The organism is Micromonospora sp. NPDC047756 (genome assembly GCF_055587245.1).
Window position 1 is genome coordinate 1 of the sequence record NZ_JBVJGQ010000014.1, and the last position, 22,836, is coordinate 22,836.

Annotated in this window: 18 protein-coding genes, 3 pseudogenes and 5 riboswitches; of the genes and pseudogenes, 14 read left to right on the forward strand and 7 right to left on the reverse strand. The window is 70.1% G+C overall.

Annotated features, from left to right (window positions below; translation table 11 throughout):
• A pseudogene (locus ACZ6NZ_RS32145) lies at nt 1-219 on the reverse strand (hypothetical protein); the annotation flags it as partial.
• Nucleotides 220-423: 204 nt separating this feature from the next.
• A riboswitch (cobalamin riboswitch) is annotated at nt 424-640 on the forward strand.
• 196 nt (nt 641-836) lie between these two features.
• Here ACZ6NZ_RS32145 and ACZ6NZ_RS32150 point away from each other — a divergent pair.
• The 4 genes from ACZ6NZ_RS32150 to ACZ6NZ_RS32165 all read left to right on the forward strand — a co-directional run bounded on the left by ACZ6NZ_RS32150 (nt 837) and on the right by ACZ6NZ_RS32165 (nt 2,888).
• Nucleotides 837-1,283, forward strand: coding sequence for an acyl-CoA thioesterase (locus tag ACZ6NZ_RS32150; RefSeq protein ID WP_465861624.1), 447 nt, complete (start codon nt 837-839; stop codon nt 1,281-1,283).
• 3 nt (nt 1,284-1,286) lie between these two features.
• Complete coding sequence (locus tag ACZ6NZ_RS32155) at nt 1,287-1,913, forward strand: LysE family translocator (protein WP_465861602.1); 627 nt, start codon at nt 1,287-1,289, stop codon at nt 1,911-1,913.
• A gap of 76 nt (nt 1,914-1,989) precedes the next feature.
• Complete coding sequence (locus ACZ6NZ_RS32160; RefSeq protein WP_465861603.1) at nt 1,990-2,520, forward strand: TroA family protein; 531 nt, start codon at nt 1,990-1,992, stop codon at nt 2,518-2,520.
• Complete coding sequence (locus ACZ6NZ_RS32165; RefSeq protein ID WP_465861604.1) at nt 2,490-2,888, forward strand: TroA family protein; 399 nt, start codon at nt 2,490-2,492, stop codon at nt 2,886-2,888. The genes ACZ6NZ_RS32160 and ACZ6NZ_RS32165 overlap by 31 nt, the downstream gene beginning before the upstream one ends.
• A gap of 83 nt (nt 2,889-2,971) precedes the next feature.
• Here the strand turns inward: ACZ6NZ_RS32165 and metE are convergent, their stop codons facing one another.
• The 3 genes from metE to ACZ6NZ_RS32180 all read right to left on the reverse strand — a co-directional run bounded on the left by metE (nt 2,972) and on the right by ACZ6NZ_RS32180 (nt 7,216).
• Entirely contained in the window at nt 2,972-5,236 is a 2,265-nt protein-coding gene (metE, locus tag ACZ6NZ_RS32170; RefSeq protein WP_465861606.1) for a 5-methyltetrahydropteroyltriglutamate--homocysteine S-methyltransferase, read from the reverse strand.
• 119 nt (nt 5,237-5,355) lie between these two features.
• A riboswitch (cobalamin riboswitch) is annotated at nt 5,356-5,572 on the reverse strand.
• Between the two features lie 112 nt (nt 5,573-5,684).
• A complete protein-coding gene (locus ACZ6NZ_RS32175; protein WP_465861607.1) occupies nt 5,685-6,149 on the reverse strand; it encodes a hypothetical protein in 465 nt (154 codons plus the stop codon).
• Nucleotides 6,150-6,166: 17 nt separating this feature from the next.
• Nucleotides 6,167-7,216 carry a prenyltransferase/squalene oxidase repeat-containing protein gene (locus ACZ6NZ_RS32180; RefSeq protein WP_465861609.1) on the reverse strand — a complete coding sequence of 350 codons (1,050 nt, stop codon included), beginning with the start codon at nt 7,214-7,216 and terminating at the stop codon, nt 6,167-6,169.
• A 53-nt stretch (nt 7,217-7,269) separates the two neighbouring features.
• Nucleotides 7,270-7,430, reverse strand: a riboswitch (adenosylcobalamin (AdoCbl) riboswitch).
• 166 nt (nt 7,431-7,596) lie between these two features.
• Here ACZ6NZ_RS32180 and ACZ6NZ_RS32185 point away from each other — a divergent pair.
• The 3 genes from ACZ6NZ_RS32185 to ACZ6NZ_RS32195 all read left to right on the forward strand — a co-directional run bounded on the left by ACZ6NZ_RS32185 (nt 7,597) and on the right by ACZ6NZ_RS32195 (nt 8,923).
• Complete coding sequence (locus ACZ6NZ_RS32185; protein ID WP_465861610.1) at nt 7,597-8,211, forward strand: superoxide dismutase; 615 nt, start codon at nt 7,597-7,599, stop codon at nt 8,209-8,211.
• Between the two features lie 6 nt (nt 8,212-8,217).
• Nucleotides 8,218-8,478, forward strand: a complete 261-nt coding sequence (locus ACZ6NZ_RS32190) for a superoxide dismutase (RefSeq protein ID WP_278140396.1) — start codon at nt 8,218-8,220, stop codon at nt 8,476-8,478.
• Between the two features lie 76 nt (nt 8,479-8,554).
• The gene (locus ACZ6NZ_RS32195; RefSeq protein WP_465861611.1) at nt 8,555-8,923 is read left to right on the forward strand and encodes a hypothetical protein; all 369 of its coding nucleotides are present in this window, start codon (nt 8,555-8,557) and stop codon (nt 8,921-8,923) included.
• A 54-nt stretch (nt 8,924-8,977) separates the two neighbouring features.
• Here the strand turns inward: ACZ6NZ_RS32195 and ACZ6NZ_RS32200 are convergent, their stop codons facing one another.
• Nucleotides 8,978-10,411: a prenyltransferase/squalene oxidase repeat-containing protein gene (locus ACZ6NZ_RS32200; protein ID WP_465861613.1), complete on the reverse strand. Its 1,434-nt coding sequence runs from the start codon at nt 10,409-10,411 to the stop codon at nt 8,978-8,980.
• Nucleotides 10,412-10,515: 104 nt separating this feature from the next.
• Nucleotides 10,516-10,652, reverse strand: a riboswitch (cobalamin riboswitch).
• A 54-nt stretch (nt 10,653-10,706) separates the two neighbouring features.
• Nucleotides 10,707-10,822, forward strand: a riboswitch (cobalamin riboswitch).
• 123 nt (nt 10,823-10,945) lie between these two features.
• Between ACZ6NZ_RS32200 and ACZ6NZ_RS32205 the strand changes: the two genes are divergently transcribed.
• The 5 genes from ACZ6NZ_RS32205 to ACZ6NZ_RS32225 are packed head-to-tail and all read left to right on the forward strand — an operon-like array spanning nt 10,946 to nt 18,248.
• Nucleotides 10,946-13,633: a prenyltransferase/squalene oxidase repeat-containing protein gene (locus tag ACZ6NZ_RS32205; RefSeq protein WP_465861614.1), complete on the forward strand. Its 2,688-nt coding sequence runs from the start codon at nt 10,946-10,948 to the stop codon at nt 13,631-13,633.
• Entirely contained in the window at nt 13,630-14,565 is a 936-nt protein-coding gene (locus ACZ6NZ_RS32210) for an LPXTG cell wall anchor domain-containing protein (protein ID WP_465861615.1), read from the forward strand. The genes ACZ6NZ_RS32205 and ACZ6NZ_RS32210 overlap by 4 nt, the downstream gene beginning before the upstream one ends.
• A 4-nt stretch (nt 14,566-14,569) precedes the next feature.
• A complete protein-coding gene (locus tag ACZ6NZ_RS32215; protein ID WP_465861617.1) occupies nt 14,570-15,748 on the forward strand; it encodes a CbiQ family ECF transporter T component in 1,179 nt (392 codons plus the stop codon).
• On the forward strand, nt 15,745-17,379 hold the full coding sequence (locus ACZ6NZ_RS32220; protein WP_465861618.1) for an ABC transporter ATP-binding protein: 1,635 nt from the start codon (nt 15,745-15,747) through the stop codon (nt 17,377-17,379). Before ACZ6NZ_RS32215 ends, ACZ6NZ_RS32220 begins: the two co-directional genes overlap by 4 nt.
• On the forward strand, nt 17,376-18,248 hold the full coding sequence (locus ACZ6NZ_RS32225; protein WP_465861619.1) for an ECF transporter S component family protein: 873 nt from the start codon (nt 17,376-17,378) through the stop codon (nt 18,246-18,248). Before ACZ6NZ_RS32220 ends, ACZ6NZ_RS32225 begins: the two co-directional genes overlap by 4 nt.
• 197 nt (nt 18,249-18,445) lie before the next feature.
• Here ACZ6NZ_RS32225 and ACZ6NZ_RS32230 read toward each other — a convergent pair.
• Nucleotides 18,446-18,737: pseudogene (locus ACZ6NZ_RS32230) on the reverse strand (transposase); the annotation flags it as partial.
• A gap of 248 nt (nt 18,738-18,985) precedes the next feature.
• Between ACZ6NZ_RS32230 and ACZ6NZ_RS32235 the strand changes: the two are divergent.
• The gene (locus ACZ6NZ_RS32235) at nt 18,986-19,627 is read left to right on the forward strand and encodes a class I SAM-dependent methyltransferase (RefSeq protein ID WP_465861620.1); all 642 of its coding nucleotides are present in this window, start codon (nt 18,986-18,988) and stop codon (nt 19,625-19,627) included.
• A 137-nt stretch (nt 19,628-19,764) separates the two neighbouring features.
• A pseudogene (locus ACZ6NZ_RS32240) lies at nt 19,765-20,186 on the forward strand (transposase family protein); the annotation flags it as partial.
• Nucleotides 20,187-20,722: 536 nt separating this feature from the next.
• On the opposite strand, the gene ACZ6NZ_RS32245 reads toward ACZ6NZ_RS32240, so the two are convergent.
• The gene (locus tag ACZ6NZ_RS32245; protein ID WP_465861622.1) at nt 20,723-21,760 is read right to left on the reverse strand and encodes a DUF4238 domain-containing protein; all 1,038 of its coding nucleotides are present in this window, start codon (nt 21,758-21,760) and stop codon (nt 20,723-20,725) included.
• Nucleotides 21,761-22,836 lie beyond the last annotated feature (1,076 nt).

A 22,836-nucleotide genomic window follows, 5' to 3' on the forward strand; every position in this document is an offset into this window, starting at 1 on the left:
GAAGAACTCCACCACGATCCGGCCATGACCGGCGACCAAGCCTTCGGCGTGGTCGCGTTGCCACCGGCACGACGACGCCTGATCCTGAAAGTCGATGGTGGACATCCGTCCGTAGAACGCGAACCGCAGTCCATCCGCGGCCGGGGTGAACCGTTGTGGCCGTAGCTTCCGCTGCCCGACGGCCCAGGACGAGAGGGTGCCCCGTCCCGGTTCTGTCATCGTCCTCGTCGCCATGGGACCTCCACGATCGGGAGATGCTTGCGGGGAGGTATGAGTGTTGTTCGTATAAGCCTGCGGCAGGCGGACAGGGTGTCCGGCTCGCGCGGATGGGCTAGACCTCCTACCCTCCCAGGTTGATCGTCGAGCGGTTCAATCCGTTGATGCCCGGGAGTCCCGGCATCTGAGCAGGTCATCCGCGCGAGCTATGCTTCGGGCGGCGCTGGTTCGCTCGGTCACGAGGTGGCTGGGCGTCGTAAGAGGGAACCCGGTGGGAATCCGGGGCTGCCCCGCAGCGGTGAGTGGGAACGACCGCCGTCATCAGCACTGGGCCAGTGGCCTGGGAAGCGACGGCCAGTAGGGGACCGGCGTGCAGCCGGTCGGGCCCGCGAGTCCGAAGACCTGCCAGTGCTGCGTACACAACCGTGTGCGCTGCCGTCGGCCTCGCGGGTGGGCTGAGCGGGTGACGTGTCGCGCTCTCTGCGTGGGCGCGTCCTCGTCAGTGTGCGTCCGTGGTCCGGGGGTGTGGTTTCCCGAGGGACGGACCTACCGCTGTGCACGACACCACCACGATCGCCGGCCGAGCGCCATCGGCGTCGCACCTGACCCTGTCGCAGATCATGGACCAGCACCACACGAACCTGATGGGTACGGTGCACGGCGGCCGGATCCTCAACCTCATCGACTCGGTGGCCGGGGTGGTCGCCGCCCGCCATTCCGACGGGCCGGCGGTGACCGCCGCGATCGACGAGACCGCGTTCCTGCGGGCGGTGCGGGTCGGCGACGTCGTGCACGTCGACGCGCGGATCACCTGGGCCGGTCGCAGCTCGATGGAGGTGGCGGTCAAGGTGACCGCCGACCGGTGGGACCGGGCGGTTCCGCCCACCGACGTGGCCACCGCCCACCTGGTCATGGTCGCCATCGACGACGATGGCCAGCCGAGGACGGTGCCGCCGCTGTTGACGGAGACCGACGGGGACCGGCGGCGGTACCGCGAAGCGGAGATCCGCCGCGAGCACCGGTTGGCGCTACGGCGAGCGCTGCTCGACGGCGCCGAGGAGGGCTGAATCGTGCTCGGACTCTCCGTTGCAACGCTGGTCGGCTACCTCGCCGCGATCGTCGTCCTCATGGTCACGCCCGGTCCGGACATGATGTTCGTGCTGGCCAACGCCGCCCGTTACGGCACCCGCGCCGGGGTGGTGGCCGCGCTCGGCGTCGCCACCGGGGAGGTGGTGCACATCGCGGCGGTCGTCTGCGGACTCGCCACGGTGATCTCCGCCTCGCCGGTGCTGTTCGACGTGATCCGCTGGGTCGGTGCGGCGTACCTGATCGTGCTCGGGGTGCGGGCCCTGCGCGGCGCCGGCGCCGCGCCTACCGAGAAGCTGGAGCGGGGTGGCAGCTCTGGGCGGGCCTTCCTGCGCGGACTGGTGACCAAGCTCCTCAATCCCAAGATGATCCTGTTCAGCGTGGCGTTCCTGCCTCAGTTCGTCGACCCGGCACGGGGCAATGCCACCGCCCAACTGGTGCTTCTCGGTGCGGTCTTCGTCGTGGTGCAACTCGCCGTCGACATCGCCCTGGGCGCCGGTGCCGGGCGACTCGGCAGTCGCATGACTGACGGTCGCTGGTCGCGGCGCATCAACCGGATCTGCGCAGCCGCGTTCGTCGCGCTCGGGGTACGCCTCGCGCTCGGGTCGTAGCGAGAGGCGGTGACCGCCTCCGTGGTCCGGCTCGCGAGGTGGACGTGGCGCGGTCATGCCTGGTAGGCAGGCGGGTGTGCGCATCGTCTCACTGCTGTCGGCGGCCACGGACATCGTGGCCATGCTCGGCCTGACCGGGCATCTGGTCGGCCGCACGCACGAGTGTGACTGGCCGCCGGGAGACCTGGCCGATGTCCCGGTGGTGACGGGGACGTCTCTGCCCGAGGAGTTGACGAGCCGGGAGATCTCGGCGGCGATCGCCGGCGACCCGCACCGGGGGTCGTCGTTGTACCAGCTCGACGTCACGATGCTGGAGGACGTGAAGCCGGATCTGATCCTGACCCAGGACCTGTGCGACGTGTGTGCGGTCTCCTATGCGCGGGTCAACGACGCGGTTCGGCTGATCGATCTCGATACCAGGGTGGTGTCCCTGGAGGCGAGGACCATCGGCGGGATACTGGACACGGTCGACGCCGTGGCCTCCTTGACCGGCACCGCGGCAGGGCGGCGAAGATCCGGGCGGACGCCGAGCGTCGACTCGCCGCGCTGCCCGGCCCGTCGTCCGGCGCGCCGACGGTGCTGTTCGTCGAGTGGCTCGACCCGTTGATGCCTGGCGGGCACTGGGTGCCCGAGCAGATCGCCGCCGCGGGCGGCCGGTCGTTGCTGCTCGGTCCAGGGGCGCACAGCACTCCACACCTGTGGTCGGTGGTTGCCGACCTGGCCCCGGACGTGGTGGTGTTCGGGCCGTGTGGGTTCACCCCCGAACGGACCGTCGACGAGCTGTCCGTGGCGGCCGGGCAACCCGGCTGGGCTGACCTGCCTGCGGTTCGTCGGGGCGAAGTGTGGGTGGTAGATGGGCCCGCCTACTTCAACCGCCCCGGCCCCAGGGTCGTCGACGGCGCGGAGATCCTCGCCGCCATCCTCGCCGGCCGCCCGGATTCCCGCGCTCGGCAGGTTTCCGTCGGCGCAGGTTGACGAGCCCGTGCGGCCGACGCGGACATCGGATGCGCATTGTCGTAAGCCACGGTGGGGCGGCGACACGCCGCCCCACCGTGTGCTCAGGTGAGCGTGCTGCGGATCTCGGCGGCGCCAGCAACGAGGCGGGTCAGGGCTTGTTCGACCTCCGGGTAGCCGCGGGTCTTGAGGCCGCAGTCGGGGTTGACCCAGAGCCTTTCGGCGGGCACCGCGGCGACGGCGCGGCGTAGCGCGTCGGTGACCTCGGCCTGTTCTGGTACGCGGGGGGAGTGGATGTCGTACACGCCAGGGCCGACACCCCGTTCGTAGCCGGTGGTGCGCAGATCGTCGAGGATCTCCATCTTTGACCGGGACGCTTCGATGCTGGTGACGTCGGCGTCGAGGGCGTCGATTGCGGGCAGGACCTCGCCGAACTCGGAGTAGCAAAGGTGGGTGTGGATCTGGGTGGCGTCGGCGACTCCGCTGGTGGCGAGCCGGAACGCCCCGACCGCCCAGTCCAGGTAGGCGTGCTGCTCATCCCGGCGCAGCGGCAGTGTCTCCCGCAGGGCGGGTTCGTCGACCTGGATGATGCGGATGCCGGCGGCCTCCAGGTCGCGGGCCTCGTCGCGGAGCGCGAGAGCGACCTGGTTGGCGGTGTCGGCAACGGGTTGGTCGGTGCGGACGAACGACCAGGCCAGGATTGTCACCGGTCCGGTGAGCATGCCCTTGACCGGTCGGTTCGTCAGCGACTGCGCGTAGGTGGACCAGGCGACTGTCATCGGGCCGGTCCGGGCGACGTCGCCGTAGATGATCGGGGGGCGTACGCACCGGGAGCCGTACGACTGGACCCAGCCGTTGACCGTGGCGGCGAACCCGTCGAGCTGTTCACCGAAGTACTGCACCATGTCGTTGCGTTCCGGCTCGCCGTGGACCAGCACGTCCAGTCCGAGTCGTTCCTGCACGGCGATGACGTGGGCGACTTCGGCGCGCATCCGCTCGGCATAGCCGCTGTCATCGAGCCGACCGGCCCGGTGCGCCGCACGGGCCTGGCGAAGCTCCGTGGTCTGGGGAAACGATCCGATGGTGGTGGTGGGCAGCGGTGGAAGGTTCAGTCGGGCCTGCTGGGTGGCGGCCCGCTGCGCGTATGGCCCGCGTCGTAGGTGTTCGGGGCGAAGCGCCTCGAGTCGGGCCCGGACACCGTCGTTACGCCAGGCCGCCGGGGTCGGCGGCAGAGCAGTGGGTAGGACGCCGACACCGTCGCGCAGGGCGCGTCCGAGAGCGACCACCTCGTCGACCTTCTGGCGGGCGAACGCGAGCCGGACACGGAGGTCCTGGTCCAGGTCAGGTTCGGCGGCGAGGTCCACCGGCACGTGCAGCAGGGAGCACGAGGTCGACACCGCGACGTGGTCGGCCAGGCCGGTCAGCGCGGCGCCGGTCGCGGCGGCGGAGCGCAGGTCGGTGCGCCAGATGTTGCGTCCGTCGATCAGTCCCGCGACGATCGTCTTGCCGTGCAGCGGGCCGGCGGCGGCGAGCCGGTTCAGGTTGCCTGGCCCGGCGACGAGGTCGATGCCGACCGCTTCGACCAGCGTGTTCAGCAGTGCCGGCAACGCGTCGCCGAGGTCGCCGAAGTACGACGCGACGAACAGCCGCGGCCGGTGCTTCAGGACGCCGAGCCGGCGGTACACGGCGCGCAGCGCGGTGATCTCCTGCGGGGTGCGGTCGGCGGCGTACGCGGGTTCGTCGAGCTGAACCCATTCGACGCCGGCGTCGGCCAGGGCGCCGAGGATGTCCTCGTAGACAGCGACGAGGTCGTCGAGCCGGTCGCAGGGCCGAAACCCTTCGGGCGCGTCGTCGGTGGCCTTCGACAGCAGGAGGTAGGTCGCCGGACCGACCAGCACCGGCCTGGTGGTGACGCCGAGCGCCTTCGCCTCGCCGTACTCCCGCACCGCCTTGTCCGGGCGCGCGGTGAACGCTGTGTCTGGGCCGACCTCCGGCACCAGGTAGTGGTAGTTGGTGTCGAACCACTTCGTCAGCTCCAGCGCCGGCTCCCGCTCCGTGCCACGCGCCATCGCGAAGTAGGTGTCCAGGTCGCCGAGACCGAGGCGGCGGAACCGGTCCGGGACCGCGTCGACCAGGACGGTGGTGTCGAGCACCTGGTCGTAGAACGAGAACGTGTTCGACGGGATCGAGTCCAGGCCGGCGTCGCGCAGCGTGCGCCACACGTCGGCGCGGAGGTTGGCGGCGGTTGCCTGGAGGGCGTTCGCGTCGATCCGGCCCGCCCAGTAGGACTCGACGGCGTGCTTCAGTTCGCGGTGCGGACCGATGCGGGGGTAGCCGAGCACGGTGCTCAGCCCGAACGGTGTGGTCACGGAACAGGTGTCCTTCCCTCGAGGTCGACCATCGACCACACTGGAGGGACACGGCAGGGCACCGCCTGACGGCCGGGCCTCGCCCTGACCCTCCCGAGAGGCCGACGGCGGCGCACGCGGACGCGTGCGCGGTGCGGGCAGGTCTTCGGACTCGTGGGCGTGACCGGGGTGACCCGATCTCCTACTGGCCGTCGCTTCCCAGACGCTCACGCGTCCAGTGCGTATGACGGCGGTCGTTCCCACTCACCGCTGCGGGGCAGTCCCGGTTTCCCACCGGGTTCCCTCTTACGACGCCACACCGAGGCGGTGCGGCGAACCAGCACTGCCGACCATCGTACGGCCGCGAGCTGTTCCTCGGTGCCGCTGCGGCGGGCAGACTCTCCTCGTCGTCCAACCGAGGCTGGACCGGTCGGGAGTCCGGGGAGCCCGGACTCCCGACCGGGGCCCGCTACGGCGGGGAGATGGACGGGGCCTGCCCGGACCCGAACCGCCATCCTTCGACGGTGCCCTGGGCGGGGTTGTAGCTGCTCGCGCCGAGGGTGCTGTAGGACCAGGTGCCGCCGGGTGCCGCGTGCCAGTACGACCAGTAGGCGCTGGCGGGCGGCGTGTTGACGCACGGTTCAGAGGCGGCTGTGGGATAGCCGTTGATACGGCAGACGAAGGCGAGCCCCCACCGTTGGGTACCCGTCACGGCGAACCCGGCTCCCTGCAACGCGGCCAGGCCGGTCGGCGGATCACCGAGACGACAGCCGGTCTGGACACCGAGGCCGAACGCGGTGAGGTCGACCACCACGGTGACGCCCGCACCCGGGGCGCACGCCGCCGCGTGCGCGGCACGTGGCACCGGGTCGACGGCGACCAGGCCGACGCTGACGACGGTGGCCGCCAACAGCAGTGCCATCCGTCGGCGCATCGTCGCCCACCGCCGGGTCACCACGGCACACACGCCAGGACCGGCGCGGCAGTGTGAGCGCCGGTGGCCGACAAGGTCGCGAACCCGGCGCCTGTCATGCCGGGTACGGCCTGAGCGGTGGCCCGGGCGGCGGTGCTCGCATCGAACCCGCCGGGGGTGTACGCGATGGCGCCGCGATCGGCCGGTGCGCCAGTGCAGGTGACCTGCAGGCTGACCAGGAACTGACGGGCGCGTAGCCAGGCCAACGACCGGCCGGCGGCGAAGAGCGCCTGGGCGGCGAGCCCGGTGCTGTTCGCGTTGGTCACGCCGTTCGAGGCGAACGAGCCGTCACTGCCCTGTACGGAGACCAGCCACTGCGCGGCCGAAGCGGCTACCAACGGACGGTCCGCGGCCAGCAGGGCCTGAACGGCCAAGGCGGTCGCGTCGACGTCGCTGACACAGGTCGGCTGCGCGAGGAGCAGCGGGAAGCCACCGTCGGCGCACCGGCTCGTGGCCAGGAACGTCACCGCCGACGACGGTGCACCTCCGGCCCGGCCCAACGTCAGCACCGCGAAGGACTGGGTGAAGGTGTTGCTGTAGTCGCCGTACGCCGACCGGTCGGAGTACCGGCCGCTCGGCGTCAGCAGGCTGTTGAGCCGGGTGAGCAGGTCGACACCGCCGAACGTCGCCGGGTTGAGGCCGCGGACCTGGGCACCCAGAGCGAGTTTCGCGGTCGCGCCCGCGTACGCCTCGGTGCCGTCACCGATGTAGCCGCTCACCACGGCCGGTTGGGCGAGCCACGACATGGCGTTCGCCGCGTTCGTGTCGGCCGTCTTGGCTGCGGCGAAGGCGAACACCGCGTCGAGTGTGAGGCCCTGGTCAGGATAGGCGACGCCGTCGAAGACGACCTCGAACCGCTCGCCGTCGACCATCTGGCGAGCAAGCCAGCCGGCGGCGGCGTCGACCTTGTTGAGGGTGGGCGGCGACGCCGTGGCGGCGGCCGGTAAGGCTGTCAGGGGGAGCGTGAGGACGGCGAGCGCAGCGCCTACGAGGATGCGGGCGCGGTGCCGGAGGGGGCGGTTGACCATGAAGCGACGCCTTTCCGGGCTCCGATGGTCCGAGACGACCCGACTCCGGTTCGGGCGGCTCCGACCCGTGGGCCACGACGGGTGGGGAGGCTGGTCATGCGGACTGACGGGTAATCGGGCTCGCGGCGTCACTACGTGTGTCGCCGCCTACCGTTGCGGGCCAGCGCCGGATTTCGACCGGACTTCCCCCGTCAGCACACAGGTATGAAGTTGTGACGGACAGTGTTCCCACGGGTGGGGCTCGCCGTCAAGGCCCGTGATCCGACGGAGTGTGCACGGCGCAGACCATCCGATCCGACCAGTCGCGTCCCCACTCCCAGGGCTCTTGTTGCAAGATAGTGGCAACAGCCAAATTGAGGCAGTATTGAGAGGACGTACTCATGGCCGTGTACAACCTGCCCGACCTGCCCTACGACTACGGCGCACTCGAGCCCGCCATGTCCGGCGAGATCCTGGAGCTGCACCACGACAAGCACCACGCGGCGTACGTCAAGGGCGCCAACGACGGGCTCGACCGGCTCGCCGAGGCCCGCGACAAGGGCGATTACTCGACCCTGGTCGGATTGGAGAAGACGTTCGCGTTCAACCTGTCCGGGCACGTCCTGCACTCGATCTTCTGGAACAACCTGTCCCCGGACGGCGGTGACCGTCCCGACGGTGAGTTGGCGGCGGCGATCGACGAGCACTTCGGTTCCTTCGACGGCTTCGCCGGCCAGTTGTCGGCGGCGACCAAGGGTGTGCAGGGCTCCGGTTGGGGTGTCCTGGCCTGGGAGCCGCTGAGCCGGCGGCTGATCGTGGAGCAGGTCTACGACCACCATGGCAACGTCGGGCAGGGCTCCACCCCGATCCTGGTGTTCGACGCCTGGGAGCACGCCTACTACCTGCAGTACCGCAACGTCCGCCCGGACTACGTGGACCGGCTGTGGAACCTGGTCAACTGGACCGACGTCATCTCGCGTTTCGACGCCGCCCGCGCCGCCACCCCGAAGATCTGATTCGGCGTGAGCGGGTACACCCCCGAAGCGGCCGAGATCGTCCAACGCGCCGCCGGGGTCATCGCCGCCAAGCACCGCGGTGACCTCGCCGGCGCGGAGGAACTGATGTCGGCGTTCAGTTCCGAGCAGGCCCGTACCCTCGGTTTCTACCTGTTGGCCGATCTCGCTCTGGGTTTGGTGAAGGCGCAGAGCGGCCAGTCGATGGATGATCTGGTCCGGGAGTTGTCGTTGCTCTTGGCCGAGACCGCGCAGTCCCCGCCCGCATGACGGTCCGCTGGGTTCCGCCCGTCGGCGGGACCCAGCGGACAACAGCAGCTTCTACCGCCCACCTCGGGGAGGCCCCATGCGCCGGAAGATCGAGCACCGTTTCCTGACGATGGACGGCCAGCAGATGGCCGTGCTGGCCGTGGCTGACTTCCAACGACTCGAGACCGCCCGTCGGCAGCTTGGCGCTAGCGAGGCCCAGACGCGCCAGCTTCGCCAGCAGCTGCGAGATGTTCACCGTCGTGTTGTCCGCTTGGAGAATCTGCTCGCTGTGTCGTCCCGCTCCGGGGTGCCGGAGCGGGCCTCAGGGGTGTGCGCGCGCTGTACCGGCGAGGCCGACGATCCGATCGGCCCAGCGGCGCCGCAGGCTCTGGTCGTGGCTGATGACCAGGACCTCGGCCTGCGGCCCGCGATGTCACGTCGCCCGATGGTCGACCCGATCGGCTAGTTGATCAACGAAGTGGTCATGCCGTGGCGCCGCTGACCATCCCACTAGCGGCAATCAGACGCCGTAGCGGAGGTAGATCGTGTCGCCGACGGTCACTGTCGAGCCGCGGGTCGCGGTGGCCAGGGTGCCGCCGTCGCGGGCGACCTTCCAGGTCGAAGAGCCGCTGTTGGCCAGGCCGTTGATCGAGGTGATGGTGCCGGTGCCACTGGTGGGAAGAAGAGAGGTGACGCAGCCGCTCGGGGTGGCCGCGCCGACGGCGGCGTCCAGGACGGCGCCGAGGGTGGTGGTGGCGGCGGTCGGCGTCAGCGTCACCGCGCACGGCTTGATGCTGCCGCTGCCATTGTCGATGATCACGGCAAGGCGGGTGGCGGTGCCCGCGGTGAAACCACTCGCCGAAACCCAGGTGGGCGCGCCGGCGGTGACCGGGGTCGGGGGAGCGGCGGTGTAGCCGGCGCCGGCGAGGGCGCGCACGGCGTCGATGGAGGCGTACGCCGACGGGGTGGTGTTGGTCGGCAGGTACTTGAATCCGCCGCCGCTGAGCTGCTGCGCGCGCAGGAAGTCGATCGGGGTCTTTCCGGCGGTGGTGGTGAAGTCGGTGCCCTGGCTCGGGATGCCGCAGGCGTTGAGCCCGGAGACGGCCCAGGCGTTGGAGTCGGTGTTCACGCCGAACATCGAGGTGAAGGCGCCCGAGGCGTTGACGAGCTTGCTCTTGAGGAAGTTCTTAGCCTGCACGACGTCGGTGTCGGTGTTGGGGACTCCGGCGGCGCAGAGGGCGGCCATGGCCGCGCCGGTCATGTCGATGTCGCTGGCGGCGGCGAGTTGGGTGGGGTTGCCCTCGGCCTGGGTGAAGGTCCAGCCGCCGTCGTTGTGCTGGTTGTTGCGGATGCGGGTGACCGACAGGTTGAGCAGTGCCTGCGGTACGCGGGCGGCGCCGGTCTGGGTCTTCGCGCCGGCCAGGGCGAGAGTGGCGAAGATGGTGCCGTTGACGTTGGCCGGCGGACCGTAGTAGCCGGCCGCGCTGGTCTGCCAGTAGGCGATGGTGTCGGCGATCAGGTTACGGGTGGGGGAGACCCGGGCGGGATCGATACCCGCAGCGTAGGCGTTCAGGACCCCACGCTCGTAGTCGGTGACCACCGGGGTGCTGCTCGGCCAGGACGCAGCCGAGAGTTGGTTGCGGTAGACGGTGCGGGCGTTCTTGGTCGTGTCGCCGGAGGGGTAGACGTCCACGGCCGCGACACCGGCGGGCGCGAACGCGCTGAACGCCCACTCATTCGACAGTCCGCCGCTGGCGTAGCTGCCGTCGGCGGCCTGCAGGGTGCGCAGGTAGGCGACGCCGTTGGTCTTGGCGGTGGCGATCTGCGCGGCGGTCGAGGTCGCGGCGGCCGGTACGGCACCGGTCGTGACCGCGACGGCGGTGGCGATCAGCGCGGCGGCGGGAACTGTCGCGAGTCGTCTCCGACGACTGCCGGAGGAAAGGCGCGAGGACATCGGGTCTCCTTGGGGGTACGGGGCACGACTGCCTCGACCCGGAGCCCGGGTAGGGCCTGCGGGAGCGGGGCGGGCCGGCCGCAGGACGCGTGGGACGGATACCGCAGGTGCTGCGTCACCACATGGGTAGTCGGGCTCGGGACGGGGCGAACCGTCCTCACCGTTGCGCGTCAGCCCCGGATTCCCACCGGGTTCCCCCACGCGATGACGCGGTCACCGTATGGGAGGAAGCCCCTACCCCGCGCTGTTAGGTACATGACACGCCCTCGCGTTGACGTGGTGGTCGCGGTTGTGGTCCGATGGCCCCGATCCAGCAGTCAGGGGAAGCCGGTCAAAGTCCGGCGCTGGCCCGCAGCCGTAGGTCCCGTTACCGGGACGAGTCGGATTACCTGGCTGGATAGTGCACCGCAGCGCCGTCGAGGTACATGGCGCGGAGCCAGGTTTCCGGGGTTGTCCTCGGGGTCCGCGTCCGCGCCTGCGCCGCTAGCCCCCGAGAGAGTCGCCATGTCCCCACTGGTCAGTCGAACGTCCCGTGTGCCCACGGGGTGGGTGGCGCTCGTCGCTGCGGTGATGCTGGGCGCGTTGACGCTGGTGGTGCCGACCCGTGCGGCGATCGCCGACCCGCTGGAGTCCTGCACCCCGACCCAGGGCGCGATCGTCGCTGTCGACTTCGGGGCGTGGGGTGGGCCGCTGCTGCGGGGCTGCGACGCCACCCCGACCACCGGACTGGACCTGCTGCACGAGGCGGGCTTCACCACCACCGGCACCGCCCACGACGGACCCGGTTTCATCTGCCGCATCGGGTCGCCCGACTTCAAGACCGGCGCCGAACACCCGACGCCGGCCGACGAGGCGTGCCAGTTGACCCCGCCCGCGTCGGCCTACTGGTCCTACTGGATCGCCCCAGCCGGGCAGGACCACTGGACCTACAGCCCTCTCGGCGCCATGGCCCAGCGGCCCGGCCCGGGTGAGGTCGAAGCGTGGGTCTTCGGCGGCACCGACATCGGCGGCAGCACCGGGGCGCCGAGCTTCACCCCCGCGTCGGTACGCGCGAGCGGCCCGACTCCGACCGCCACTGCGACTCCGACGGCGACCCCGACCTCGACGCCCGTGCCGACGCGACCAACGGAAGCGCAGGTCAAGGCGGTGGCGAGCTACCTGGTGGGGCAGCTCGCCGACGGCGACCACGTGGACAACGGTTTCGTCGACTACTACCGGACCATCGCCGTTGCCACCGCCCTGGCCGGGACCGGTGGGCAGGACCAGACCATCACCAAGGTCGTCGACTACCTGCGGGCGCACGTCGATGCCGCGATCTTCCCGAACGGTGCCACCGCCGCACCCCACATCGCCAACGTCGCCAACCTCTCGCTCCTGCTGACCATCACCGGCGGAGATCCGCGCGCGTTCGGCGACCGGGATCTGGTCGCCACGCTCACCGACCGGGTGTGCACCGCGGCCGATGTCGATGCCGGCTGCGCCGCCGCCGGTGACTTCGCAGGATCGAGCGATCCCCTGACCCACGCGACCGCCCTGCTCGCGCTCAAGCGGGCCGGTGTCACCCCGCCGGCCGCGACCGTCACCCGACTGACCGAGCAGCAGTGCGCGACGGGAGCCTTCGCCGGCCAATGGCGCAGCCCCACCGACGCCTGCGACCCGGACCTCGCGGCCACGACGTTGGCCGTCCTGGCGCTGCACACGCTCGGCGGGCACGACGCAGCGCTGAGTTCGGCCAAGACGTTCCTGGCCGCGGCCCAGGAGCCAGACGGTGGTTACCAGCCATGGACCGGAGCGGGCTACAGCGAGACCTACCCAACCGGGCACGCCGCGCAGGCCCTCGCCGTCCTCGGCCTTGCCGACCGGGCCGCCACCGCCACCAGCCTGCTGGTCAGCCGGATCGTCACCGGCGGTGGGCTCAGCCCCGACCCGAGCAATCCGGATGCTGACCTGCCCGCCACCGCCGCGGCCGCGCTCGCCCTGGCCGGCAAGAACCTCGCCACCCTGGGTGCGTCACCGCCACCGGCCGGGCCGCGACCCGACCTGGTCAAGGGGGTGTCCTACCTCGTCGCGCCGGCCAACCTGATCGACGGCCGGTACTACGAGTCGTTCCCCGGCTTCCCCGACTTCGGGTTGACCATCGACGGTGCCTACGCCCTGGCCGCCACCGGCGGGGACGACGCCAAGCTGCGCGCGATCGTCGAGTTCCTGCGCGGCGGCGGCGCGGTCGGCGACAGCGAATTCACTGTCGACATGTGGTTGGGCGTCGGCACCGACTACGCCGTCGGCGGCGCGATCGGGAAGATGGCGTTGCTGGCCCAGGTCACCGGCTACGACCCACGGTCGTTCGGCGGACACGACCTGATCGCCGCGCTGGCTGACGTGACCTGCACCAAGGTCGACGCGCTGACCGGCTGCGCCGGGGCGGGTAACTACCGGTACGCCACCTCGGTGTTCGGTCAGTCGCTCGGCATTATCGCGCAGCTGCGCGCCGGGCAAGGCGAGGCCGCCGCAAAGCCGATCGAGTTCCTCGAGGGACTGCAACGCGCCGACGGGTCGTTCCCCAGCCTCATTCCGGCAGCCGACGCCGACAAGGACGTCGACAGCACCGCGATGGCGGCGATGGCGCTCGCGCCGCTGGCCGACGACCCGGCGGCGGTCAGCGCCGTCGACAAGGCGCTGACCTGGATCGCGTCCACGCAGAAGGAGCACGGCGGGTTCCCCGGCGCGGCCGGGGACTCCACCAACTCCACCGCCCTGGCGATCCAGGGCCTCACCCTGCGCGGTACCACTTACGCCGCTCAGGTCGACAAGGCGCTGGCGTTCCTGGCGGCCCAGCAGAACGACGACGGCGGGTTCACTGTCACGGCAGGTGGTCAGGCGGGATCGGACGTCCGTGCCTCCACCCAGGTCGTCGGTGGTGCTACCGGCATCTCGTTCGCCGCCCTGACCCGGGACGTGCACGAGCTGCCGGGTCCGGACCCGTCCGGCTCGCCCACGCCGACGCCGACGCCGAGCGCCAGTCAGTCGGCCTCGCCGACGGCGACACCCGGTGCGACCCCGTCGGCGACGGGCCCTGGCGGGCATTCGTGGGGCAATCTGCCCCGTACCGGTGTGTCCATCGTGACCATCGCCCTGCTGGCGCTGGTGCTCGTGGTCGGTGGCGTCCTGCTGCTGGTCGCCGCCCGTCGCCGCGCGGTGTCCGACGCCGGCGGTGGATCGTGACCGCCCGCCGGTGGCTCCGGTCGATCGCGGCCCTGACGATTGTCGCCGCGCCGGTGGTGGCACCTACGCCGGCGCTGGCCGCGCCCCTGCCGATCGGGCAGTGCACCACCTCGTCCGGGGTGATCCTCGCTGTCGACTTCAGCCGGTGGGGCGGGCCGCTGCTGCGGTCCTGCGGCACCACCCCGACCACCGGCTACCAACTGCTCAACCAGGGCGGCTGGCGCACCACCGGAACCCAGCACGACGGCCCGGCGTTCATCTGCCGCATCGGCTACGCGGGTCACCAGGGTGGAACGCAGTACCCCACCCCGGCCGACGAGAAGTGCGCGCTCACCCCACCGGCCAGCGCCTACTGGTCGTACTGGCACGCCGACCCGGGACAGAACAGCTGGGTCTACAGCCAACTCGGCGCGATGAGCTACAAACCCAAGCCGGGCAGCGTCGACCTCTGGATCTTCGGGGCGACCGACATCGGGGGAACCCAGGGGCGGCCCACGGTCAGCCCGGACAGCGTGCGCGCCCGCAACAGCACGCCGGTCGGCGCCGCCACCACCGCGCCGCCCGCAGGTGCGCCCACCCCGGCTCAGCCCGGCGGCGGGAACCCACCGGCCGCCGGCAACCCGCCGGCGCCGGGTGACCCCGGCATCGGCCCACCCCCGCCCGGCCTACCACCGATGGGAGCACCGGCGTCGATCCCGACGGGCGGTACGCCGACGCCTCCGGCCAGCCCGACGACATCCGCCACAGCGGGAGTGCCGTCCGGGACGCCGGAGGCCACCCCCGACGGACCGCGCATCCTCGACGCGGCACCCACCGCGACGGCCGCCCGCCAGGACACCGGCTCGGCGCTGCCAGCGCTGATCACCGTCGGCCTGCTGGCCGTCCTCGCCCTGGTCGGCGGCGTCGTCGGCTGGCGGCGACGCCGCACCTGAACCGATGCCCCCGACCCGCACCGGCCTCCTGCACCGCTTCGCGGTCGCCCGGCTGCCCCGCCCTCTGCACCCGGTGGCCTGGTGGCTGTGGGCGCTCGCGCTGGCGACCGCCGCGAGCCGCACCAGCAACCCGCTGTTGCTGCTGCTCATCTTCGCGGTGCTCGGGTTCGTCGTCACCGTCCGCCGTACTGACGCTCCCTGGGCGCGGGCGTTCCGCTACTACCTCTACCTCGCGCTGCTCATCATCGCGATCCGGGTGGTGTTCCGGACGGTCTTCGCCTCCGGCATCACCCCCGAGGACCACATCCTGTTCCAGCTGCCGCACCTGCCCACCCCCGACTGGTACGCGGGCATCCAGATCGGCGGCCCGGTCTCCCTGGAGGCAACCCTGTCCGCCGCCGTCGACGGGCTCCGGTTGGCGTGCCTGCTGTGCTGCATCGGCGCCGCCAACAGTCTCGCCAACCCCAAACGCGCCCTGCGGGTCCTCCCGGGAGCGCTGTACGAGCTGGGCGTCGCCGTCACCGTCTCGCTGAGCGTCGCACCACAACTGGTGGAGAGCGTCCAACGGGTCGCGCGTGCCCGCCGGTTACGCGCCGGACGGGCCAAGGGCCTCGGCGCCGCACGGGCCATCCTGATGCCGGTCCTGCACGACGCCCTGGACCGGTCGCTGCGGCTGGCCGCTGCCATGGACGCGCGCGGCTACGGCCGGGTCGGCACCGCCACACTCGCCTCGCGACGGCTCACCGGAGTCCTCATGCTCACCGGCATGGCAGGACTCTGTGTCGGCGCGTACGGACTGCTCGACCCGGGCGTTCCCCGCCCGGTCGGACTCGGTGGCCTCGGCGGCGGCGTGCTGCTCTGCGTGGCCGGGCTCGCCCTCGGTGGGCGGCGTGTGTCGCGCAGCCGCTACCGACCCGACCCGTGGCAGTGGCCCGAGTGGACCGTCGCCGGCTGCGGAGTCGTCACGGCCGTCGTGCTCAGCGCCGGCACCGGCTACGACCCCGCCGCGCTCAACCCGACCCTCTACCCGCTGCACTGGCCCAGCCTGCCCGCCCTACCGGCCGCCGCGATCCTCATCGCCGCCCTCGCGGCGATCGCCGCACCGACACCACCGCGCCCGCACCGACCGGAGCCCGCCATGGTACGACGTCGCGCCGCTGACACCGCAGGAGCACCGTCATGATCCGCTTTGAGCGTGTCAGCGTCACCTACGACGGCGCGTCCCGCCCCACACTGCGCGATGTCGACCTCGACATCGACGAGGGGGAGCTGTGTCTGGTCGTCGGGCACACCGGTGCGGGAAAGTCGACACTGCTCGCCGCGATCAACGGCCTCGTACCGCACTTCACCGGCGGCACTCTGCAGGGCAGCGTTCGCGTCGCCGGCCGGGACACCGCACACCACCCGCCGCGCGAGTTCGCCGACCTGGTCGGTGTCGTCGGGCAGGACCCGGTGGCCGGGTTCGTCACCGACACCGTCGAGGAGGAACTGGCGTACGGGATGGAGCAGTTGGCCCTCGACCCGGCGGTCATGCGGACCCGGGTGGAGGAGACCCTCGATCTGCTGGGCCTGGCTGACCTGCGCCAGCGGGGCCTGCACGAGCTGTCCGGCGGTCAGCAGCAGCGGGTAGCCATCGGCGCGGCGCTGACCGCCCACCCACGGGTGCTCGTCCTCGACGAGCCCACCTCAGCGCTCGACCCGACCGGCGCGGACGACGTCCTCGCCACCATCACCCGGCTCGTCCACGACCTCGGCGTCACCGTCGTCCTGGCCGAGCACCGTCTCGAACGCGTCCTGCCGTACACCGACCGGCTCATTCACGTTGCCCGCGACGGCACCGTCCGCCACGGCGACCCGGCCGTCCTCATCGCCGGCACCACCGTCGCGCCACCCGTGGTCGACCTCGGCCGTCTGGCCGGCTGGTCGCCGCCGCCACTATCGGTGCGCGACGCCCGCCGGCACGCGAAGGCCCTGCGCGACCGGTTACCCCCGACACCGCCGCGACCACACCGACACTCCCACGCCGAAGCCCGCAACGCCCTGACGGCAGCCGGCGTGATCGTCCGCCACGGACCGGTCGTCGCCGTCCGCGGCGTCGACCTGACACTGGTACGTGGTGAGATCACCGCGCTGATGGGCCGCAACGGATCCGGCAAATCGTCGCTGCTGTGGGCCCTGCAGGGCTCTGGCCGCCGGGATGGCGGCAGCATCACCGTCCCCGATCCGTCACACGAGGTCCTCGATCCGGGACGGGTCAGCGCCAGCCAGGCCCGCCGACTCGTCGGCCTCGTCCCGCAGACCGCCACCGATTTGCTCTACCTGGACACCGTCGACGCCGAACTCGACCAGGCCGACCGCGACGGCGCTGAACCGGGCACCGCCCGGCGTCTCCTCGACGCCATCGCTGGCGGCATCGACGGCGACGACCACCCCCGGGATCTGTCCGCCGGGCAGCAACTCGCCCTGGTCCTGGCCATCCAACTCGCCGTGACGCCGGGCGTGCTGCTCCTCGACGAACCCACCCGCGGCCTGGACTACCAGGCCAAGGCCGCACTGACCCGTACCCTCGACGACCTCGCCGCGCAGGGCCGCGCCGTCGTCGTGGCCACCCACGACGTCGAGTTCGCCACCGCCACCGCCGACCGGGTCGTGGTCATGGCCGACGGTGAGGTCGTCGCCGATGGCCCCGTCCCGACCGTGCTCACCGCGTCACCCACGTTCGCCCCGCAGGTCGCGAAGATCCTCGCGCCGCTGCCCTACCTGACGGTCGGGCAGGTCGCCGCCGCGCTCGACAATCCGGAGGTACGCGCGTGAGCACGCTGACCGTCGCCGTCCGCGTGCCCGGCCGTGCCGTGCTCGCGATCACCATGGCGTCGTTCCTGGGCTTCGTCGCGTTCCTCTGGCCGTTCGTCGTCGCACCGGGCACCTTCGGCTCGGCCCAGACCCCGCCGTTGATGTTCGGGGTGCTGCTGCTCCTCGTCCTCGGGGTGATCTTCGCCGAGATCGCCGACGGCAGGATCGACGCGAAGGCCCTGGCCATGTTGGGTGTGCTGTCCGCGATCAACGCGGCCCTGCGACCGCTCGGAGCGGGCACGGCCGGCATCGAGACGGTCTTCTTCATCCTCGTCCTCGCCGGCCGGGTCTTCGGGCCCGGCTTCGGCTTCGCGCTCGGCTGCACCTCCCTGTTCGCCTCCGCCCTGCTCACCGGGGGAGTCGGCCCGTGGATGCCATACCAGATGTTCGGCTGCGCCTGGGTCGGCATGTTCGCCGGCTTGCTCCCCAGGCTCAGGGGACGGGCGGAGATCGCCCTGCTTGCCGCTTACGCCGCCCTCAGCGGGTACTTCTTCGGCTTCATGCTGAACCTGTCGTTCTGGCCGTTCTCCCTCGACCCGACCAGCTCAATCGCCTACCAACCCGGCCTGCCGGTGCCAGACCAACTCCACCGGTACCTGACCTTCTTCACCGTCACCTCGCTCGGCTGGGACACCGGACGAGCGGTCACCACAGCCGTCCTCGTCACCCTCGCCGGACCAGCGGTGCTGGGTGCGTTCCGCCGCGCGTCACGGCGGGCGCACTTCCAGGCCAATCCGACGTTCACGGCCGCTGCGGTTGAGGTGGCCCCCGCGAATGCTCCGACTCCCGTGCTTGGCGGATTCCCGCCGAAGCCGGTTGACGGTCCCTGAGAGCGTTGACGTCGGTCGGAAGTGGTCTTCAGTCGGTACGGGCGAGCACCGGGGCTGTGGAGGGATGAGGGCGCCCGCAACGGCCGGTGAGAACTCGGCGATGAGCTCCCAAAGAGTGGGTGCGGCATCGGTGGCTGCGGCGACGGTGGAACCGATCTGCCGGAGGAAGGCGAGGTGCCGGCAGGCGTGCACAGCGACGCGCTGATGTCGTCGGCGGGCAGGCCTTTGGCATACAGCGACAACACGACCTCGTCGCCCCCGACGGGCACCGTTGCCGCTCGCGCACGATCTGCGGTTCGAACGTGCCCGCCCGGTTCCGCGGCACGTCGATCTGCACCGGGCCCGACGCGTCGGTCAGCACAGCCTTCGGACCGTTCAGCGACACTCTTTGTTTCTTGGCTGCCCGGACCAGTTCGACGGCGGCTCTCGCCTCCGCCGAGGGCTCAGCCCGCTTTACCGTCCGCTCTGATCGTTCTGTGTCGCGGTCATCACGGCACGCGGCGACGTCTCCATACCCATGCCACGCCCAACGGCAGAGCCAATTCGCGCGGAGTATTAAGTAGACCCGCACACCTATCTGGGCTTGGCCATTGACACCGATCGCGCCCCACCCGTGCGGCTGAGCCCTCATTGTCCCGCCGAACGGCGTTTGCCGATCCGGCAACTTCTCTCGCCGGCACCACGGAACAGAGGGCACCATGCCGGCGGAGCCCAATCGATCGCGAGGACGTGAGCGCATGACATACATGGACCCCCCGGACGCGGCGACGCCGGCCGAGTTCTGGGAGAGCCTGCACCAGCAGGTCGCTGCCTCGCCGTGGGAGGTACGCGTCAACCCGAGGCTTGCCGCAACGGTAGGCGACCTTCCGCCGGGCGCCGCCCTCGACCTGGGATGCGGTCAGGGCGGCGACAGCCTGTGGCTCGCCCAACGCGGCTGGCAGGTCACTGCCGTCGACATCGCCGATGCCGCCCTGCAACGGGTCAACGAGCGCGCCGCCCAAGAGGGGCTGAGTGACAGCATCCGTACCGAACGGCACGACCTGGCAGATTCCCTGCCCTCGGGCACGTGGGACCTGGTGAGCGCTCATTACCTGCACAGCCTCTTCGAGTTTCCCAAGGCCCGCATCCTTCGTGAACTCGGCGAACAGGTGAACCCCGGCGGCCTGCTGCTGATCGTCGACCATGGTTCGGTGGCCCCATGGTCCTGGAACCAGGGGGCCACGATTCCCACCCCGGACGAGACCCTGGCCGGTCTGGCCCTCGATCCCGCGTCCTGGCAGGTGCTCTGCCGCGAAGCCCGCAATCGGACGGCCACCGGCCCGGGCGGCCAGACGGCCGAGGTGACCGACAATGTAATCGCCTTGCGCAGGACCGCCTGACAGGACCTTCGCGCCGAAGGCGAGGCTGCACCGCCACGTCACCCTGGCCATGCTCGCCCTCGCCGTCCTGACCATCGTCACCGCCACCGCCCAGCAACCCCACGCTGACACGGAGATCATCGCGTTGACCGTCGCCGATGCTCGCCCTGGCCCACCTATGCAATGGCGATACGTTCACCCGGCTCGCCGCCGGGTTCGACGTCGGCGTCGCCACCGCCTGGCGCTACGTGCAGGAAGCCATCGCGCTGCTCGCCGCGGCCGCCGACGACCTGGCCATGGCGATGCGGCGCATCCGGCAACTGGCGTACGCGGTCCTGGACGGCACGCTGATACCGATCGACCGCGTGGCCGATCAGAAGCCGTACTACTCCGGCAAGCACGGGCGCCATGACGTGAACATGCGCACGCGAAAATCCGTGCTCGTGGCGAACGGGCCATCGCCACGCTCAAAACCTGGAAAATCCTGGCCAAGCTGCGCTGCTGCCCACGCCGCGCCACCGCGATCGTGCAGGCCATCCTCGTTCTGCACCACGTCGAAGGCAACCGCGACGCACGATGATAATGGCCCAGTGAAGTGAGGGCCACCCATCACGAGGGAGCTCTGACTTCTTGTTCTGCCGCACTGTGGGTCCTGGCTGCGGCCTCGCACTTCGTGGGGGTCTTGGCGGATGCCGAGGACGAGTTGAGCGGCCGTTGCAAAAGGAAGTGCTGACCATCCTGCTGTGTCTGCCGATGAGCGGGTGGCGCGACAATAACGACTGCTGAGCCGAATGGCAGGCGATACAGCTCTGCTGCCGACAGCCGGAGCGCTCGGGCCCGGTCGGACCCGGATCAGATGCTTGCCGCAATGCACCGCCTGGTCAGCTCGGACCGGCTATGTCAGGTGTAACTTCGACCGCTGCCGCAGCGCCAGTCTTCGGACAGGCGGCTGTGAAAGCGGCCAGGTCGTCCCGGATCTGGGTCTGCTATACCGGAGGCCCGGCGTACGCGTCCTGCACCCCGCTGCCGATACCGCAGCCGCCCGAACAGCCGGAAGATGTGCCCGTACCGGCGCTCGCCGGCAACGCCTCTTGGCGAGAAACCCCTCTCGTGGCGCTACTTCCGCTTCGGCTTCCGCCGCCGCGCGGTCGTTCGGTTCTTGAGAGGCTTGTTGGCCCCATCGGGCAGTATCACGCCTGGCGGAGCGGCCACTTCGAAGAGCGCACTGTCGGCCAACTGCTCGGTATCGATATCCGGCTGCTCTGGGTGGAGAAAGATATTTTGGTATGCATTGTGGGCGGCGTATGCGTTTACTATTCGCGCGGTCGAGATTGACGCCGAGAACCGCGCCGAAACCGGCTGTGGCTCCCGGGTCAGTATCAGCAGCATGGACGGGTTGAGCGGGAACCAGACTTCGTCGGCGTCAAGCAGACCGTAGCCCCGAATCGGGCTGGGGTTGCTCTTGTAGAGCATGACCGGCTCATCGCAGGTGACGAGGACGGGCTCATCGAAGACGCCGAGGTACCAATGCCGGCGCATGAGGTGCGGGAAGATTTTGTGCGCCAACTTGCCCATCATGCGGACATGTTCGTTAGGGTCCGGAACGAATTCGTAATCATCCAGGTTCGCGACGAGTTCTTCCATCTGAGCGATATGCTCTGGACTAGCATGCCCGAGCCGCTCCTCAGGCAACCTCTTGATAGCGTCGCTACCGAGCCCCGAGTACTGGAGTTTCACGTAAAAGTCGGCCTGGGTCTCGATCTCTCTGCGCCGACGCTTGCCCCGCACCTTCTGAAAGGCAAGGAAGGTGGCAATCTCGTACTTGTCGTCGGGAGGCGGCGGAAACTGGCCGAAGGTCGGGTGGTTGATCCTGCCGATCGCGGCGGAGGCGCCGGCTTCGATGACCCCCAGCACCTGCTCCATGTGACCGGCCGGATCCCCGTTAAGATCGATATAGGTGTAAAAATCGGTCTCCGCACTGGCCGTCTTGGGTACTGTCCGATATCTGCGCCCACCCGGCTTCTCGACAACGTCGATATGACCGTCGGCGTCTGCCCAGTATTCGAGATAGAAGCGAGGCACGGTGTGGTGCCGAGCGCCCACGAAGTGGTTCGGGTCGCCGGGGAAGGGCCACTCGTCGGCGAGGTTCGCCATCTCCTCGTCAACTCCAGTCCAGCGCGATCTGAATTGGCGGTACCAGAGGAACCGCTTTGAGTCACCCAAAGGTCGACAACGTCCGAGGATGCCCTCGACGGGTGTCCCGGGCAACTCGTTTGAGCCAGCGGACACCCTACCCCGGGCTCCGCCGACACCTACGCGAGCTCTGTGTGGTTCGCGCGCGGGCCGGTGCTCTGCGGAGCACGACGTCTGACAGAGGTCCGGAAACGGCCTCGTCCTGTTCTTCGTCGGCGCGATCCTGGCTCACCGCCGTTGTCGTTGAGGGCGCGGGCGATGCTGGCTACGCGCTGGCCGGCGAGCCGCTGCTCGAAGAACCACCGGACGTGGGGTGCGGTGGCAGGGTCGGGCTATAAGCGGTGTAGGCGTCGTCCCAGGCGGCGGGGCGCGGTTCGGATGGGGGCCGGCGTCGGCAAGTCGGTAGCCCCGAGTGCGCTCCGGCAACATCGACGAGTTGGAGTACGAGCTTGTCCAGCGGAGTTGTATTCAGCTGAAGCCGTACGCCGGGCGTCGTTCCCAGCCGAACTAGCCATCCGGGCCGACGCGCTGGCATGGACGCCAGCTGCGTTTCGGAAAATGGCGTGTACCTGTCCGTTCACGACTTGTCCGCAGCCCGAGTGGATCAGGCCGAGTCCCGATGGGGCCGGGCGGAACTCGCACCCGCGTTTACCCACCGAGGCGACGGCTTGTTCGTCGGGGAGTCGTCGCTGGGATCCCCGTCGTCGTGGTGCGCAAATAGCGCTGCCTACGATGCGAAACAGGTGAATGGAACGTCGAGGTTTCGCGCTTGGCACCATGAAGATAGCTGGACCATTCCGCAGCGGCACACCGCTAGACTACTTGCAGAGCGTCACGACACCGAGCTTTACCGTGCCTTTGCAGCCAAGGCGAGTTGCACCGTAACCTATGAGCATGTGCACCCCAGAATGGTGCACATATGGTCCGTACATGTGTTCGAATCTCGGACACGTTATTTCCCCACAAAGCGTGATTTCTCTTCGCGTTTCGAGCGATCCCCGTCCCGTTGGGCGGGGATCTTTGCTGTGCGGGTCAGG